A 16,613-nucleotide genomic window follows, 5' to 3' on the forward strand; every position below is an offset into this window, starting at 1 on the left:
TAAGGAACACCTACTTGACGACCTAAAAGGATGTGCTCACGAGTTTGTGGCATAGGACCATCAGTTGCTGCTACTACTAAAATAGCACCGTCCATTTGCGCTGCACCAGTGATCATGTTTTTAACATAGTCAGCATGGCCTGGGCAGTCTACGTGTGCGTAGTGACGAGTTGGTGTGTCGTATTCAACGTGTGAAGTATTGATGGTAATACCACGTGCTTTTTCTTCTGGTGCGTTATCGATTTGATCGAATGCACGAGCTTGTCCGCCGTATTTTTTAGCAAGAACAGAAGTAATTGCAGCTGTTAAAGTTGTTTTACCATGGTCAACGTGGCCGATTGTACCAACGTTAACGTGGGGTTTTGTACGTTCAAATTTTTCTTTAGACATCTTAATGTTCCTTTATTAAATCACTTCCCTCATTTTGTAGGGAAGTGTTACTTTATTTATATAAATAATTATTTCGCTTTACGAGCTTCAATAATTGCTGTTACGATGTTTGAAGGTGCTTCGTTATACTTCAAGAACTCCATAGAGTAAGAAGCACGACCTTGTGTTTGTGAACGAAGGTCTGTCGCATAGCCAAACATTTCTGAAAGAGGTACTTGCGCACGAACAGTTTTACCTGTTGCAGTATCATCCATGCCTTCGATCATACCACGACGACGGTTTAAGTCACCGATAACGTCACCCATATAATCTTCAGGGGTTTCAACTTCTACTTTCATAATTGGTTCTAAAAGCACAGGTTTAGCTTTCATGAAGCCTTCTTTAAATGCCATTGATGCGGCAAGTTTAAAGGCAATTTCGGATGAGTCGACATCATGGTAAGAACCAAAATGTAAACGCACACCGAGATCCACAACAGGATAGCCAGCTAAAGGACCTGATTTCAATTGCTCTTGGATACCTTTATCTACTGCAGGAATAAATTCACCCGGAATTACCCCACCTTTGATTTCGTTAACAAATTCGTAACCAGCACCACCCGCTTCTAATGGATACATGTCGATAACAACATGACCGTATTGACCACGACCACCAGATTGTTTTGCATGTTTTCCTTCGATGTCTTTAACTGTTGTACGAATTGTTTCACGGTAAGCAACTTGAGGTTTACCGACATTCGCTTCAACGTTAAATTCACGTTTCATACGGTCTACGATGATTTCAAGATGTAATTCACCCATACCAGCAATGATAGTTTGGTTTGATTCTTCATCAGTCCAGACACGGAATGATGGATCTTCTTTTGCCAAACGACCTAAAGCAATACCCATTTTTTCTTGGTCAGCTTTAGTTTTTGGTTCAACTGCAACCGAGATAACCGGCTCAGGGAATTCCATTCTTTCAAGAATAATTGGTGAATTTTCAGCACAAAGCGTGTCACCAGTTGTGACATCTTTAAGACCGATTGCTGCTGCAATGTCACCCGCACGAACTTCTTTGATTTCTTCACGTTTGTTCGCATGCATCTGTACGATACGACCAAAGCGTTCTTTACGATCTTTAACTGAGTTAAGCACTGAGTCACCAGAGTTAACTACACCAGAATAAACGCGGAAGAAGGTTAAGTTACCAACAAATGGGTCAGTTGCAATTTTAAATGCAAGTGCAGCAAATGGTTCATCATCACTTGAATGACGTTCTGCTGGTTCACCATTTTGTAATTCACCTTTAATCGCAGGAACATCGGTTGGTGCAGGAAGATACTCAATAACTGCGTCTAGCATGAACTGAACGCCTTTATTTTTAAATGCACTACCACATGTTACCAAGATGATTTCGTTAGCAAGTACGCGTTCACGTAGTGCTTTTTTAACTTCTTCTTCAGTTAACTCATCACCACCTAGGTATTTTTCCATTAACTCTTCGTTAGCTTCTGCTGCAGCTTCGATTAAGTTTGCACGCCATTCTTCAACTTGCTCAACCATATCAGCTGGTACATCTTCATAAGTAAAGGTTGTACCTTGGTCTGCATCATTCCAGTTAATTGCTTTACGTTTAAGTAAATCAACAACACCAGTAAAGCCTTCTTCAGCACCGATTGGTAATACTAATGGGACAGGCACTGCCGCTAAACGTGTTTTGATTTGCTCAACCACACGTAAGAAGTTAGCACCCATACGGTCCATTTTGTTTACAAATGCGATACGCGGAACTTTATATTTGTTAGCTTGGCGCCATACTGTTTCTGATTGAGGTTGAACACCACCAACCGCACAGTAAACCATTACTGCACCATCAAGAACACGCATAGAACGTTCAACTTCGATGGTGAAGTCAACGTGTCCCGGGGTGTCGATGATATTGATACGGTGTGGTTCAAATTGTTGTCCCATACCAGACCAGAATGCAGTTGTAGCCGCAGACGTGATAGTGATACCACGTTCTTGTTCTTGTTCCATCCAGTCCATGGTAGCTGCGCCATCATGAACCTCACCAATTTTGTGACTTACGCCAGTGTAAAACAAAATACGTTCAGTAGTTGTCGTTTTACCTGCGTCAATATGTGCACTGATACCGATATTACGGTAGCGTGCTATAGGGGTTGTACGAGCCATATTAATCCTCTATTTAGAATCGTTTGCTTAATAAAATATCATTTAGGTTGACTGACAGTAGATATGTGCTGTCAGTCTAATTTCAAGCCACTTAATACGAGTGGAAAAATTACCAACGATAGTGTGCAAACGCTCTATTAGCCTCAGCCATACGATGAACATCTTCGCGTTTTTTCACAGCAGTGCCTTTGTTTTCAAAAGCATCCATAAGTTCATTCGCAAGGCGTAGAGCCATTGATTTATCGCCACGTTTACGAGCAGCTTCTACAATCCAACGCATTGCAAGTGCATTACGACGAACAGGGCGCACTTCAACAGGAACTTGGTATGTAGAACCACCAACGCGACGAGACTTAACTTCTACAGTTGGTCTTACGTTATCTAGTGCAACTTCGAAAGCTGCTAAGTGGTCTTTTCCACTACGCTCAGCTAATTTATCAAGAGCTGAATATACGATTGATTCTGCGATAGATTTTTTACCATCTATCATTAAAATATTTACAAATTTCGCCAGCAAATCTGAACCGAATTTCGGATCAGGTAGAATTTTTCTTTGACCGACAACATGACGACGTGGCATTGGAATACTCCGTTTATATGTTATAAATTTTCAGGTTTACCCAAAACTCAAATGAGTTAAATGGAATTATATAGTTTGGCCTTACTTAACGGAGTTCCATTAAGCTTTAGGTCGTTTTACACCGTATTTAGAACGGCTTTGTTTGCGATCTTTAACACCTGCGCAGTCTAATGCACCACGAACAGTGTGATAACGAACACCAGGTAAATCTTTAACACGACCACCGCGGATTAAAATCACGCTATGTTCTTGCAAGTTATGACCTTCACCACCGATGTAAGAAGTAACTTCAAAACCGTTGGTTAAACGTACACGGCATACTTTACGTAATGCTGAGTTAGGTTTTTTCGGTGTAGTCGTGTAAACACGAGTACAAACACCGCGTTTTTGCGGGCATGCTTCAAGTGCAGGAACGTTACTTTTAACTTCCTTAAGTGCTCTTGGTTTGCGTACCAGCTGATTAATTGTTGCCATTAATAAGCTCCTGATTAATTAAAATAAATTTAAAATTGCATTTTAGATACGTAATTAATAACTGTAGACCAAAACCTAAATATATAAGTTTTGGGTCGCAAGATTCTAGACCTCAACAAGGATAATGTCAAGTTTTTGCTCGCATTTAACTAGCAAACATAGACTTTATTCATTGGTAAGAAAATGCCCAATAAGTGAGTAGTAAAAACGTTCACTTTTTAAGTGTGCGCCAACTGAAAAGGAACATATTGGTTAAAGATTGAGGGGTTCCTCATCAATAGCATTGATGAGGAATGACGATTAATGATGATCGATAAAGATAAATTTAAGTGCAAATAGTACAGCAAAAATGATGACACAAAGATTGAGTTCTTTAAATTTACCGGTAAAAGTTTTTAATACCACATAAGAGATAAAACCAAGTGCAACCCCTTCAGTAATGGCGAAAGCAAAAGGCATCATTAAGGCAGTAATAAAGGCAGGTGTTGCGTCAGTTAAATCAGACCAGTTAACTTTCACTAAACTTGATACCATTAAGATTCCCACAAATATTAGTGCGCCAGATGTTGCATAAGTCGGAACTAAATGCGCTAAAGGTGATAAGAATGTCATCATTAAAAATAAAATCCCAACGACAACAGCAGTTAAACCGGTGCGACCACCTACAGAAATACCCGCTGAACTTTCAATGTAAGTGAGAACTGATGAAGTCCCAAAAAGCCCACCAAGTGAAGAGCTGAAACTATCAATTAATAATGCTTGACGCATTTTAGGAAAGCGTCCTTTTTCGTCTGAAATGCCAGCTTTGTCGGTCAAGGCTAAAATCGTACCTGATGAATCAAATAAGCTGACGATCATGACGGAAAATATCACGCCCATAATACCGATATTAAGCGAACCGGCTAAATCAACATGACCAACTACGCTTGAAACACTCGGTGGAATAGAGGCGATGCCTTCATAATGAATATTAGGATCCAGCCACAGAGCAAGTAATGTGACCACGAGAATAGAGATTAAAACTGCTGCATGGAAGTTGCGCGCAGCTAAAATAATAATAATGAAAAAACCCAGAGAACCTAATAAGACTTTAAGAGATAGAATATTGCCTAAGGTTAATAATGTTGATGGAGAACTAACCACAATCCCCATATTTTGAAAGCCCATAAATGCAATAAACAGTCCAATACCCGCACTGATACCAACACGTAAACATTGTGGAATATGTTCTATTAGCCAATGGCGAACTTTAAAAAGGGATAGTGCAAAAAAGATTAACGATCCCCAAAATATTGCGCCCATTCCCACTTGCCATGAATAGCCCATTGCGCCACACATGCCATAGGCAAAAAATACATTGAGTCCCATAGCAGGCGCCAACGCTATCGGTAAATTAGCAAACATGCCCATTAAAATCGATGCAAAGGCTGTTACTAAACAGGTTAATACAAATACTGCTGAGGTGTCCATGCCTGTTGCCGACAAAATGGAAGGATTAACAAAGATGATATAGACCATAGTAAGAAATGTCGTACATCCTGCAATCACTTCAGTACCAATGGTGGTTTTTTTTGCTTTCAATTGAAATATTTTTTCGAATATTGAATTCATAAGTTAAGGCCTAGTTTAGGTTAATAATAATGAATATTTGTATAATGCCATAACCACACTTTTGCTTATCATTAGTCAAGCGTGATAATTGTGGTGATTGGCTTGCTTATACAGTACAAAATTCACTGCATTATTATTACTGGTTCTTTTAACAGGTCAAGCATTATTCTGCTCAGTCTTTATTGATAAATACTTGTATTAAAAACTGACTTTAATAGTAAATTTCATATAGTCATTAAGTTGCGATGATGAAATAGTAAATCCTGATTAAATTAATCATAATTTATCTGCGTATTTTATAGCATCTTTAAATAGATAATAGGATAGGTGTTTACCTGTTTTTGGTTAACTCATCTGTTTATAGCGTAATGGAGACAAATCTAATCACTTGTTATTGTTTTGTTAGAAAACGAAAATAATCCTTAAAACCAATTGTTCAACATCTAATGTTGGATTTTTAATGAGGATAAAGAATATTGAATGGTTTTTTAAGATATCGTAACTCATTAATAATGAGTTACGATTGAGTATGCCCTTGGTTCATTAAATTGAATCAAGTTTGTTCAGAGTAATTTTAACTTTTAAAATACGATGGCTTTCAATTTCAGCTATTTCAAATAGATAATCACCTATTTGCATGGTCTCACCGACTTCAAGTAAATGCTGTGCTTTTTCCATCAATAATCCTGCAAGAGTATGGTATTCACGTTTATCATCAATTGGGATTGGGACAAATCGAACCAACTCTTCAACCGGGATATAGCCATTGGCAATCCACGTATTATCATCCAGACATTGAATATCATGTTTGGCGTCAATTTCTTCCTCTTCGGTCGGAAAATCGCCAGCGATAGTTTCGATGATGTCGGTGACTGAAACCACGCCTTGCATGGAACCAAATTCATCAACTACAAAAGCAAAATGGGTTTTGGCTTTTTTAAATTGTTCTAACGCAACAAGTAACGATACCGTTTCGGGAAAGATTAGCGGTTGCTTAATTAACGAGTTAATATCGATTGGCTCTTTATTTTGCAAAACATCTTTTAACAGGTCGTTAACTTGAATAATACCTAAAGGTTCATCAATCGACGCATTATCAGTCACGACTAATCGTGAATGAGGATTTTCAAAAATCTCTTTCAAAATTGTTTCACGGTCGTCATTGATATTAACCATATCAACATCTAACCTTGCTGTCATAATACTGCTGACCGATCGCTGTGCCAGTCCAAGGACTCGTTCAACCATGTTGAGTTCTTGATGGTTAAAGACAGATTCTTTTTTATTGTTATCTGATACCGTATCAATTGTGTGAGTATCCGGATCTTCTTCAACATCGCCTTTCAGTAGATGTAAGATCGCTTCGGCAGTCCGTTCTCGCAATGGTTTTTTATTCAATGCTTTGCGACGATTGAATATGGCTAACTGATTAAAAAACTCAATCATGATTGAAAAACCAATAGCGGCATATAAGTAGCCTTTTGGAATGGCAAAACCAAATCCTTCCGCAACTAAACTAAAGCCGATCATTAACAAAAAGCTCAAGCAAAGAATAACAATGGTGGGATGCGAATTGACAAAATAGGCTAACGGTTTACTTGCGACCATCATAATGCAAATTGCCACACAAACGGCAATAATCATGACAGGAATATTTTCAACCATACCGACCGCCGTAATCACAGAATCGAGAGAAAACACGGCATCTAAAATAACGATTTGTACAACGACAGTCCAAAAGTGTGAGGTTTTTTTCGATTTTCCTTCTTCGTGAGCTGCACCTTCAAGACGTTCATTGAGTTCCATGGTGGCTTTAAACAGTAAAAATATGCCTCCCACTAACATAATGAGTTGGCGAGCATTGAAACTAATACCAAACGCTGTAAATAGTGGTGTCGTGAGTGTAACTAGCCAACCGGTGAACATTAATAAAATAATGCGAGTAATTAATGCAAAAGCAAGACCAGTGATGCGTGCTTTATCGCGTTGGTGTGGTGGAAGCTTCTCGGCAAGAATGGCAATAAAAACAATGTTATCAATACCAAGGACGATTTCAAGTACAATCAGGGTGGATAAACCAATCCAAATTGTAGGATCCATGATCCATTCCATATGTCAGGTGATTACCTCTAATAAACACAGCACATGCTGCGTTCTAATTTTCTATGTAATTGACTAAATAATCAATAAAATATTTATGAATTTTGCATAATTTGGCAAAAAGTTTTATTTTTATGGGTGGTTGAGTTTAAGGTTAACTTCGCCAAAATGTTGGTGTAAAAAGGACTAATAATGTAAATATCTCTAGTCGTCCAAATAGCATATCGACAACCATAACCCATCTTACCACATCACTGACATGCGCAAAATTATCACTGACACTACCAAGCCCCACACCTAAATTATTCAGTGAAGAGGCAACAATATAAAAAGAGTCGGTTGCATCAACGCCTGTTGCCATGATGATAAACAAACTAATTAGAAAAACTAAAGCATAAGCAGAAAAGAATCCCCAAACTGATTCGATAATTCGTTCAGGTACAACTCGATGATTTAATTTTAAGGTATAGATAGCGTTTGGATGAATTAATCGTTTTAGCTCACGCGAACCTTGCATAAATAAAAGTAGTACTCTGACCACTTTTAAGCCACCTCCTGTCGATCCGGCACAACCACCAATGAACGAGGCACAAAGTAGAAAAATAGGTAATGATGAAGGCCAAGTATTAATATCATCTACAGAAAATCCTGCTGTCGATGATATGGACACGACTTGTAAGATAATTTTATCAATACTAAGGCGATGAGGTTTATAGAAAAAGATAACCACTGCGCATATGGCAATTAGTATCAATAGAATGAAAATAAAGGTTCTAAACTCTTGGTCTCGCCAGTAAACTTTTATTGAAAAACCGCTTAATGCGGCAAAATGGAGCGCAAAGTTACAGCCAGATAAGATTAAAAATAGGGTAACAATATAGTTGATTGCCGGGCTATTAAAGTAAGCCAAATTATCATCATGGGTGGAAAATCCCCCCATTGAAATCGTTGAAAAGCTGTGGGAGATAGCATCAAATACATTCATGCCTGCAAACCACAAGCAGATTGCGCATAGTGTGGTAAGTAGAATATAGATAGACCAAAGGGTTTTTGCTGTTTCGGCAATACGTGGTCGCATTTTACTGTCTTTTTGTGGGCCGGGAATTTCAGCACGATAAAGTTGCATCCCCCCTACACCTAGTAATGGTAGGATAGCAACCGCTAACACGATTATCCCCATTCCGCCAAGCCATTGCAGTAATTGTCGATAAAACAGTAACGCTTTAGGTAAATGGTCTAACTTCACAATGGTGGTTGCCCCCGTTGTTGTTAGACCAGAAAATGATTCGAAAAATGCTGTCGTTAAGTTTAAATTAATGTGATTATCAAAAATAAATGGAAAAGCGCCAATTGTGCCTAACACAACCCAAAATAGCACCACAATAAAAAAGCCTTCACGGGTGTTAAGTTCGTGACGTTGGTGTCGATTTGGTAACCACAACAAGCCGCCTAAAATCAAGGCAGCAAAAAAAGAACGAAGAAATATCGCACCAGCGCCATCACGATAAATTAATGCGACTAGAGCAGGTAATAACATGAAAACAGATAATAATGTTATTAATAATCCTACAATTCGAATAATTGAACGCCAATGCATCATCGTTGTTGTCTCTATTTAAATCCGCGCGATACTTTTATGAGATCATAAGCAGCTTGAATCTCTTGAGCGCGTTTTTTGGCCGCTTCAAGCATCTCTTTAGGTAAGCCTTTTGACACTAACTTATCGGGATGATGCTCATTCATTAGTTTTCGATATGCTTTTTTTATTTCTGCAATTTCGGCTGATGACTCGATACCTAAAATTTTATATGCATTTTGCAGATCTGATTGTGCTGAACGCCCTTGATAACCCTGATATTGTTGATATTGGTAATGCTGATCTTGGTATTGATTTTGGTGATGACCATTTTGACGAAAATGGTAGCTTCCCATCATCATTTTAATATACATGGTCATTTGTTGACGAGGAATATTAAATTCTTCTGCCACAATATACAATATTTGTGACTCTTTTTCATCTAAATGACCATCAACCAGTGCCGCTTGAATGAGTTGTTCACAAAAAATATTTAACACATTACGTCGAAAGCGGTATTGAATATATATCTCTTTTAAACGAGCTCGAAGAGGGTAATCCGCAGCTTTACCTCGATTAAATGAGTCTTGCGCAAGTCGTCGACTGTTGCTATCAAGTTGTAGTCTATCCATAAAATGGCGTGCAAGATTGATGTCATCTTGTGTGACCACGCCTTTTGCTTTACTGAGATGACCAAGTACTTCAAAAACAATGGTTAAATATAAAGTTGGATTAGTTTGAGTTCTTTGCTGGTTTAACTTGTTACAAAGGGTTTGATAGAGCATTGGACCAACAAAAAATCCAAGTAAATAACCCCATCCCGATTTTAATACAATGCTTAATACAAAGCCTGTAATAATCGCCCAAATAAAAGACATACTATTTGTTTACCTCAATTCGATCTATTTTTTGTAGCCCACGTGGTAAAGCGCTACCTTTACGAGCACGTTCTGCCCTAAATTTTTGTAAATCAACAGGATTTAGGGTAAGTTTGCGTTTGCCAACATATAAGGTGATGGATGTTTCCGGTGTAATTAAAATCATATAAGCAAGGCTGTCATCTGCATTGGATAATGAGATTATTTTGTTTCCTTTGCCTTTTGCCAATTCGGGTAGATCTTTTACAGGGAAAATAAGCATCCGTCCTGCTTGGGTAATGGATAAAAGTAAGCTTTCGTCATTTGAAATTTCAATAGGCGTGAGTACTTTTGCATTATTCGGTAGATTAATTATGGCTTTACCGTTTCGGTTACGCGCGACTAAATCATTAAATTGACATATAAATCCATAACCCGCACTTGAGGCAAGTAAAAATTTTTGATTGTCATTCGCTGACATCAACACATGTTCAACGCTTGCACCAGCAGGTAATGCTAATTTACCCGTAAGTGGTTCGCCTTGTCCTCGCGCTGAAGGTAATGTATTGGGTTCAATAGCATAGCTACGGCCCGTTGAGTCAATAAATACCACAGGTTGATTACTTTTTCCTTTTGCGGCCGCTTTAAAACTATCGCCAGCTTTGTAACTCAGTCCCGTTGGATCAATATCATGACCTTTAGCCGCTCTTACCCAACCCATTTCTGATAAGACAATGGTCACCGGTTCTGACGGTATTAGTTCTTGTTCGGTAATGGCTTTTGCTTCACTGCGTTCAACAATCGGAGAACGGCGTTCATCCCCGTATTTATCAGCGTCTTGTTGAAGCTCTTTTTTAATTAAACTATTCAATTTTCTAGGCGAACCAAGTAATGCTTGCAGCTGATCACGCTCTTTAGCGAGATCACTTTGCTCACCTTTGATACGCATCTCTTCAAGTTTAGCTAAATGGCGAAGTTTTAACTCTAAAATCGCTTCAGATTGGATTTCAGTTAAATTAAACCGTTGCATTAACTCTGTTTTAGGATCGTCTTCATAGCGAATAATATTAATGACTTCATCGATATTTAAAAAGGCGATAAGTAAACCATCTAAAATATGAAGGCGTTTTAATACTTTGTCTAAACGATAGTTTAAACGTCTGGTTACTGTATTACGACGATATTCTAACCATTCAGTTAAAATCTCAACTAACCCTTTGACGGATGGGCGATTGTCTAGCCCAATCATATTCATATTGACCCGATAGCTTTTTTCCAGATCGGTTGTGGCAAACAGGTGATTCATGACCTGTTCTAAGTCAACACGATTAGAGCGAGGTACAATGACGAGTCGTGTTGGATTCTCATGATCAGATTCATCACGTAAATCTTCAATTAATGGTAATTTTTTGGCACGCATTTGCGAGGCAATTTGCTCTAAAATTTTCGCACCAGAAACTTGATGTGGCAGATCAGTGATAACGATATCACCTTCTTCTTTTTTCCATACAGCACGCATACGAATTGAGCCACGTCCCGTCTTATAGATTTTTTCTATATCTTGTGGAGGAGTGATGATTTCTGCTTCAGTTGGAAAGTCAGGCCCTTGTATGTGAGCCATCACTTCGCTTAGCGTAGCTTTCGGATTATCTGCCAGCATAATCGCTGCATTGGCCACTTCACGAATATTATGGGGTGGGATGTCGGTCGCCATCCCAACAGCAATACCTGTAGTACCATTTAATAGAATATTCGGTAATCTGGCCGGTAACATTTTCGGTTCTTGTAATGTACCGTCAAAATTAGGAGTATAATCGACCGTACCTTGTCCTAACTCGCCTAATAGTAGTTCGGCATATTTAGATAGGCGTGATTCGGTATAACGCATTGCAGCAAAGGATTTTGGATCATCTGGCGCCCCCCAGTTACCTTGTCCGTCAACTAATGGATAGCGGTAAGAAAATGGTTGTGCCATCAGTACCATTGCTTCATAACAGGCGCTATCACCATGTGGATGATATTTACCTAAAACATCACCGACAGTACGTGCTGATTTTTTAAATTTAGCCTGAGCGTTAAGCCCTAATTCTGACATGGCATAAACGATACGGCGTTGCACTGGTTTTAAACCGTCACCAATAAAAGGTAGTGCACGATCCATAATGACATACATAGAGTAGTTTAAATAAGCGCTTTCTGTAAAGGTACGTAGCGACTGAACTTCTACTCCGTCATGAGTTATCTCACTCATTGTTGTTCCTCTAAATCATTCTTTATGTTAGACATCAAGTTGGACTTGGTCACCTTTTTCTTGCAACCATTCACGGCGATCTTCCGAACGTTTTTTAGCAAGTAGCATATCCATTAACGCCATTGTTTCTTCTGAATTATCTAATGATAACTGTACTAGACGGCGAGTATTCGGATCCATCGTTGTTTCACGCAGTTGCAGTGGATTCATTTCACCGAGACCTTTAAAACGTTGTACATTCGGTTTGCCTTTTTTCCGTTTAAGCTGATCTAAAATTCCTTCTTTCTCTTCTTCATCTAAGGCGTAATGGACTTCTTTACCAAGATCGATACGATATAATGGTGGCATAGCAACAAAAACATGTCCGTGTTCGACCATTGCACGAAAGTGACGAACAAATAGCGCACAAAGTAGGGTGGCAATATGTAAACCGTCAGAATCGGCATCGGCTAAAATACAGATTTTACCATATCGTAATTGGCTTAAATCATCACTATCAGGATCAATACCAATCGCGACCGAAATATCGTGGATTTCTTGAGAACCAAGGACTTCATCCGATGAGACTTCCCAAGTGTTTAGAATTTTACCTTTTAATGGCATTATCGCTTGATATTCCCGATCTCGAGCCTGTTTAGCTGAGCCACCTGCGGAATCGCCTTCCACTAAAAAAAGTTCAGTTCGGCTTAAGTCTTGTGATGAACAGTCCGCAAGCTTGCCCGGTAATGCCGGACCGCTAGTTAATTTTTTACGAATAACTTTTTTTGAAGCTCTTAATCGTCGTTGTGCACTGGAGATCACCATTTCAGCCAGTAATTCAGCGGTTTGTACATGCTGATTTAACCACAAGCTAAAGGCGTCTTTAACAATGGCAGATACAAATGCAGCACTTTGTCTGGATGATAAGCGCTCTTTGGTTTGTCCTGCAAATTGTGGCTCTTGCATTTTTACAGATAACACATAAGCACAGCGTTCCCAAATATCATCAGCCGTCAATTTTATGCCACGTGGTAACAAATTACGAAATTCACAAAATTCGCGCATTGCATCAAGCAGTCCTTGGCGTAAACCATTGACATGGGTACCACCTTGCACAGTAGGAATTAAGTTAACATAGCTTTCTGTTAACAGTTCGCCACCTTCCGGCATCCACAAGAGTGCCCATTCAACGGCTTCTGTATCACCGGTATGGCTGCCAGTAAATGGCTCTTCCGGTAGTAGTGAGTAACCACTGACGGATTCCATTAAGTAATCTTTTAAGCCATCTTGATAACACCAGCGTTGTTCGGTGTTATTAATTTTATCTTTAAAGATAATTTCAAGACCAGGACAAAGTACCGCTTTTGCTTTGAGTAGATGAGATAAACGGGGTACTGAAAATCTTGGTGAATCAAAATATTTTTCGTCTGGCCAAAAGTGAACTTTTGTGCCCGTGTTACGACGTCCACACGTACCAGTTACATGAAGATCTTCGACTTTTTCGCCATTTTCAAACGCAATTTGGTATACTTGACCATCTCGGTTAACGGTCACTTCTACCCGTTTAGATAGCGCATTAACAACTGAGATACCCACACCATGAAGCCCACCAGAGAATTGATAATTTTTATTAGAAAATTTACCGCCAGCGTGTAAACGGCAAAGTAATAATTCAATAGCCGGTACCCCCTCTTCGGGATGAATATCAACAGGCATACCTCGCCCATCATCAATAACTTCTAATGAATTATCTTCATAAAGCGTGACTTTAACTTGACGAGCGTGACCGGCTATTGCTTCATCGACACTATTATCGATAACCTCTTGCCCTAAATGATTTGGGCGAGCCGTGTCGGTATACATACCTGGACGATGACGAACAGGATCGAGCCCTTTTAAGACTTCAATATCAACAGCGTTATAAGTAGATTGTGACATAGTTTTTCTATTTATTCGAATAAATGACCTTATTATACCAATCTTTCTTTAAGATGCATGAAATTAAATTTATAATGAAAAGCAAATTCAGTATTTTTACCAAGTATTTATTGAGAATAATTGTTATTACCTTAATTTATTGATAGTTAAAAGACGGTTTATGCCGTTTTCTATTTTATCAGCCCATCTAAAGTATTATGATAAATAAATCCCAAATAGACATAAGGGAACAAAATGAGCAAGTCAGATAATAAGATAACCCGACGAGATTTTTTACAAAAATCGTTAGCAATTGGGAGCGTTGCGGCATTAGCCAATACCATTCAATCCCCATTTGTGTACGCAGAACCTAATGTTAATGACAATGATAGTCTTGCCAGTTCGGATAATGAGGAAAAAATCGTCTATAGTGCTTGTTTAGTTAACTGTGGTAGTCGCTGTCCTCTAAAAGTCCATGTGAAGAATGATATTATTACTAAAATTTCTTCGGAAGACGGCATTAATGATCCTGTCTTTGGCCTGCATCAAATTCGTCCCTGCTTGCGAGGAAGAGCGGTACGTTGGCGAACTTACGATCCTGAGCGTTTAAAATATCCTATGGTGCGAGTGGGTAAGCGTGGTGAAGGTAAATTCAAACGTATTTCATGGAATGAAGCTATCGCTTTATTGGCAAATAAACTCAAGTATACCATTAATCAATATGGCAACGAGGCTATTTATTATCAATATGGTACAGGTACTACAGGTGCAAATATTTCTGGGCGTAGTGCTTGTAAGCGATTCTTGAGTACGATTGGTGGTTACCTTAATTATCATGGTGATTATTCAAGTGGTCAAATAACCGCTATTCAACCTTATATTTATGGCAATGCAAAAGAGTCGTTAATAGACCAAATTAAACATTCTGATCTAGTGGTAATGTTTGGACAAAATATTGCTGAAACCAGAATGTCGGGTGGAGGGCAGGTGACCGAGCTATTCAATGCATTATCACAAAGTAAAGCAAGGGTGATTATTATTGATCCAAGGCGTAGTGAAAGTGTTGTGGGTTACAATGCTGAGTGGATTCCAATTATTCCTGGAACGGATGCCGCTTTAGTTGCTGCAATCGGTTATGCTTTACTAGAAGAAGATAGAATTGATGATGCAATGCTCAATCAATATTGTGTAGGCTGGAATGCTGACTCATTACCCGACAGTGCACCGCCTTTTAGTGATTTTAAATCTTATATTCTTGGATTAGGTGATGACAGAACGCCTAAAACCCCTGAATGGGCAGCTAAAAAGACCGGTATTCCTGCTAAACAAATTCGTCAGCTTGCATTAGATATTGTCAATGCTAAAGCAGCATGGATTTCTCAAGGTTGGGGGGCTCAGCGTTGGCAAAATGGTGAGCATACTACCCGAGCGATTATGATACTGCCAATTATCACGGGTCAGTTTGGCAAACAAGGTACTAATATCGGAACTTGGGGCGGAAGCGTGACTTATCCGGTTCCTGGTCTGAATCTGTTAAATCCGATTAAAACCAGTATTCCATTTTTTTTATGGACAAAAGCGATTGAAGAACCGCAGAACATGACAGCTAAAAATGCTTATATACTGGGTAAAGATAAATTGGATGTTGGTATCAAGTTTATCTGGAGCTATGCCAGTAATGTAATCGGTAATCAGCATGCCGATCTCAATCGAACCCATCAGATTTTACAAGATGAATCAAAATGCGAATTTATCTTGGTTTGGGATACGCATATGACCGCTTCAGCAAGGTATGCCGATTTGTTATTACCTGATGTGTCTTCAGTGGAAAGTCATGATTTAATCAATAATTCCTATGCATCTGGCGCTTATCACTATGTGATTCGTATGCAACAAGCCATTAAGCCACTTTGGGAAAATCGTCCGGCTTATAATGTGCTAACCGAATTGTCTGAAAAAATGGGCGTTAAAGATAAATTTACGGAAGGACGAACACAAGAGGAGTGGATAGCGTATAGTTATGAAAGAATGCGCAAACAAAATCCTGATTTACCGTCTTTTGCCGAAACAGACGGTATGGGAGTTATTGATCGTAAATTAGCCGATAGTGATAATCACATTGCTTTAAAGGCATTTCGCGATGATCCCGTTAATCATCCGTTAAATACCCCATCGGGCAAAATTGAAATTTATTCTGAAGCCTTAGCGAAAATTGCGCGTGAATGGGAATTTGAGCAGGACGATAAACTTTATCCTATTCCAGCTTATTTACCTGCAATTGAAGGAAGTGAAGATAAGCTGAAACAAGAAAAATACCCATTACAGTTAATTGGATTTCATATTAAAGGACATTGCCACTCGTCTTATAGCAATCTCCCTCAATTGCGTGAGGCTGTTGCCAGTAGTCTGTGGATCAATCCCATTGATGCTCAGCAGAGACACATAAAGCATGGTCAATTAGTCGAAGTTTTTAACGATCGCGGTCGATTATATATACCTGCAAAAGTAACGCCACGTATATTACCCGGGGTGATTGCCATTCCACAAGGGTTGTGGGCAAAAACCAACGCAGTGGGTATCGATATTGGGGGGTGTGTCAATCGATTAACTTCATTGCGTCCTTCGGTATTGGCAAAATCAAATTCACAACATACCAATTTGGTTGATATCAAACCAATATCCAGTATGTCTTCGGCATCATAAGT

At 39.0% G+C, this 16,613-nt stretch carries 11 protein-coding genes; 1 reads left to right on the forward strand and 10 read right to left on the reverse strand.

Annotation, left to right across the window (positions count from 1 at the left end; genetic code table 11):
• The 10 genes from ACGH4F_RS08965 to parE all read right to left on the reverse strand — a co-directional run.
• Positions 1-389: GTP-binding protein (locus ACGH4F_RS08965; RefSeq protein ID WP_411590937.1), on the reverse strand; the 389-nt coding region annotated here is incomplete at its 3' end.
• Between the two features lie 68 nt (positions 390-457).
• Positions 458-2,563 carry an elongation factor G gene (gene fusA / locus ACGH4F_RS08970; RefSeq protein ID WP_065559622.1) on the reverse strand — a complete coding sequence of 702 codons (2,106 nt, stop codon included), beginning with the start codon at positions 2,561-2,563 and terminating at the stop codon, positions 458-460.
• Between the two features lie 109 nt (positions 2,564-2,672).
• Positions 2,673-3,143, reverse strand: coding sequence for a 30S ribosomal protein S7 (gene rpsG / locus ACGH4F_RS08975; RefSeq protein ID WP_065559623.1), 471 nt, complete (start codon positions 3,141-3,143; stop codon positions 2,673-2,675).
• A gap of 99 nt (positions 3,144-3,242) precedes the next feature.
• Positions 3,243-3,617 carry a 30S ribosomal protein S12 gene (gene rpsL / locus ACGH4F_RS08980; protein WP_025316630.1) on the reverse strand — a complete coding sequence of 125 codons (375 nt, stop codon included), beginning with the start codon at positions 3,615-3,617 and terminating at the stop codon, positions 3,243-3,245.
• A 300-nt stretch (positions 3,618-3,917) separates the two neighbouring features.
• The gene (locus tag ACGH4F_RS08985) at positions 3,918-5,228 is read right to left on the reverse strand and encodes an NCS2 family permease (RefSeq protein ID WP_065559624.1); all 1,311 of its coding nucleotides are present in this window, start codon (positions 5,226-5,228) and stop codon (positions 3,918-3,920) included.
• Between the two features lie 543 nt (positions 5,229-5,771).
• Positions 5,772-7,340, reverse strand: coding sequence for a TerC family protein (locus tag ACGH4F_RS08990; protein WP_065559625.1), 1,569 nt, complete (start codon positions 7,338-7,340; stop codon positions 5,772-5,774).
• Positions 7,341-7,482: 142 nt separating this feature from the next.
• On the reverse strand, positions 7,483-8,925 hold the full coding sequence (locus ACGH4F_RS08995; RefSeq protein ID WP_065559645.1) for a TrkH family potassium uptake protein: 1,443 nt from the start codon (positions 8,923-8,925) through the stop codon (positions 7,483-7,485).
• A gap of 14 nt (positions 8,926-8,939) precedes the next feature.
• The gene (gene djlA, locus ACGH4F_RS09000) at positions 8,940-9,782 is read right to left on the reverse strand and encodes a co-chaperone DjlA (protein ID WP_411590939.1); all 843 of its coding nucleotides are present in this window, start codon (positions 9,780-9,782) and stop codon (positions 8,940-8,942) included.
• A gap of 1 nt (position 9,783) precedes the next feature.
• Positions 9,784-12,012 carry a DNA topoisomerase IV subunit A gene (gene parC, locus ACGH4F_RS09005; RefSeq protein ID WP_267360601.1) on the reverse strand — a complete coding sequence of 743 codons (2,229 nt, stop codon included), beginning with the start codon at positions 12,010-12,012 and terminating at the stop codon, positions 9,784-9,786.
• Positions 12,013-12,039: 27 nt separating this feature from the next.
• Complete coding sequence (gene parE, locus ACGH4F_RS09010) at positions 12,040-13,929, reverse strand: DNA topoisomerase IV subunit B (protein ID WP_065559628.1); 1,890 nt, start codon at positions 13,927-13,929, stop codon at positions 12,040-12,042.
• Between the two features lie 234 nt (positions 13,930-14,163).
• On the opposite strand from parE, the gene ACGH4F_RS09015 reads away from it, so the two are divergent.
• Positions 14,164-16,611 (forward strand): DMSO/selenate family reductase complex A subunit, encoded by a 2,448-nt coding sequence (locus ACGH4F_RS09015; RefSeq protein ID WP_411590941.1) that lies wholly within the window; start codon positions 14,164-14,166, stop codon positions 16,609-16,611.
• Positions 16,612-16,613: the final 2 nt, after the last annotated feature.

The organism is Gilliamella sp. CG35, assembly GCF_046635745.1.
GTDB classification, from domain to species: Bacteria; Pseudomonadota; Gammaproteobacteria; order Enterobacterales; family Orbaceae; genus Gilliamella; species Gilliamella apicola_I.

Coding starts and splice junctions, on each gene's coding strand:
- ACGH4F_RS08990 (WP_065559625.1), bottom strand. CDS start 7,340: ATGGAATGGATCATGGATCCTACAATTTGGATTGGTTTATCCACCCTG.
- fusA (WP_065559622.1), bottom strand. CDS start 2,563: ATGGCTCGTACAACCCCTATAGCACGCTACCGTAATATCGGTATCAGT.
- ACGH4F_RS08995 (WP_065559645.1), bottom strand. CDS start 8,925: ATGCATTGGCGTTCAATTATTCGAATTGTAGGATTATTAATAACATTA.
- parE (WP_065559628.1), bottom strand. CDS start 13,929: ATGTCACAATCTACTTATAACGCTGTTGATATTGAAGTCTTAAAAGGG.
- rpsL (WP_025316630.1), bottom strand. CDS start 3,617: ATGGCAACAATTAATCAGCTGGTACGCAAACCAAGAGCACTTAAGGAA.
- rpsG (WP_065559623.1), bottom strand. CDS start 3,143: ATGCCACGTCGTCATGTTGTCGGTCAAAGAAAAATTCTACCTGATCCG.
- parC (WP_267360601.1), bottom strand. CDS start 12,012: ATGAGTGAGATAACTCATGACGGAGTAGAAGTTCAGTCGCTACGTACC.
- djlA (WP_411590939.1), bottom strand. CDS start 9,782: ATGTCTTTTATTTGGGCGATTATTACAGGCTTTGTATTAAGCATTGTA.
- ACGH4F_RS08985 (WP_065559624.1), bottom strand. CDS start 5,228: ATGAATTCAATATTCGAAAAAATATTTCAATTGAAAGCAAAAAAAACC.
- ACGH4F_RS09015 (WP_411590941.1), top strand. CDS start 14,164: ATGAGCAAGTCAGATAATAAGATAACCCGACGAGATTTTTTACAAAAA.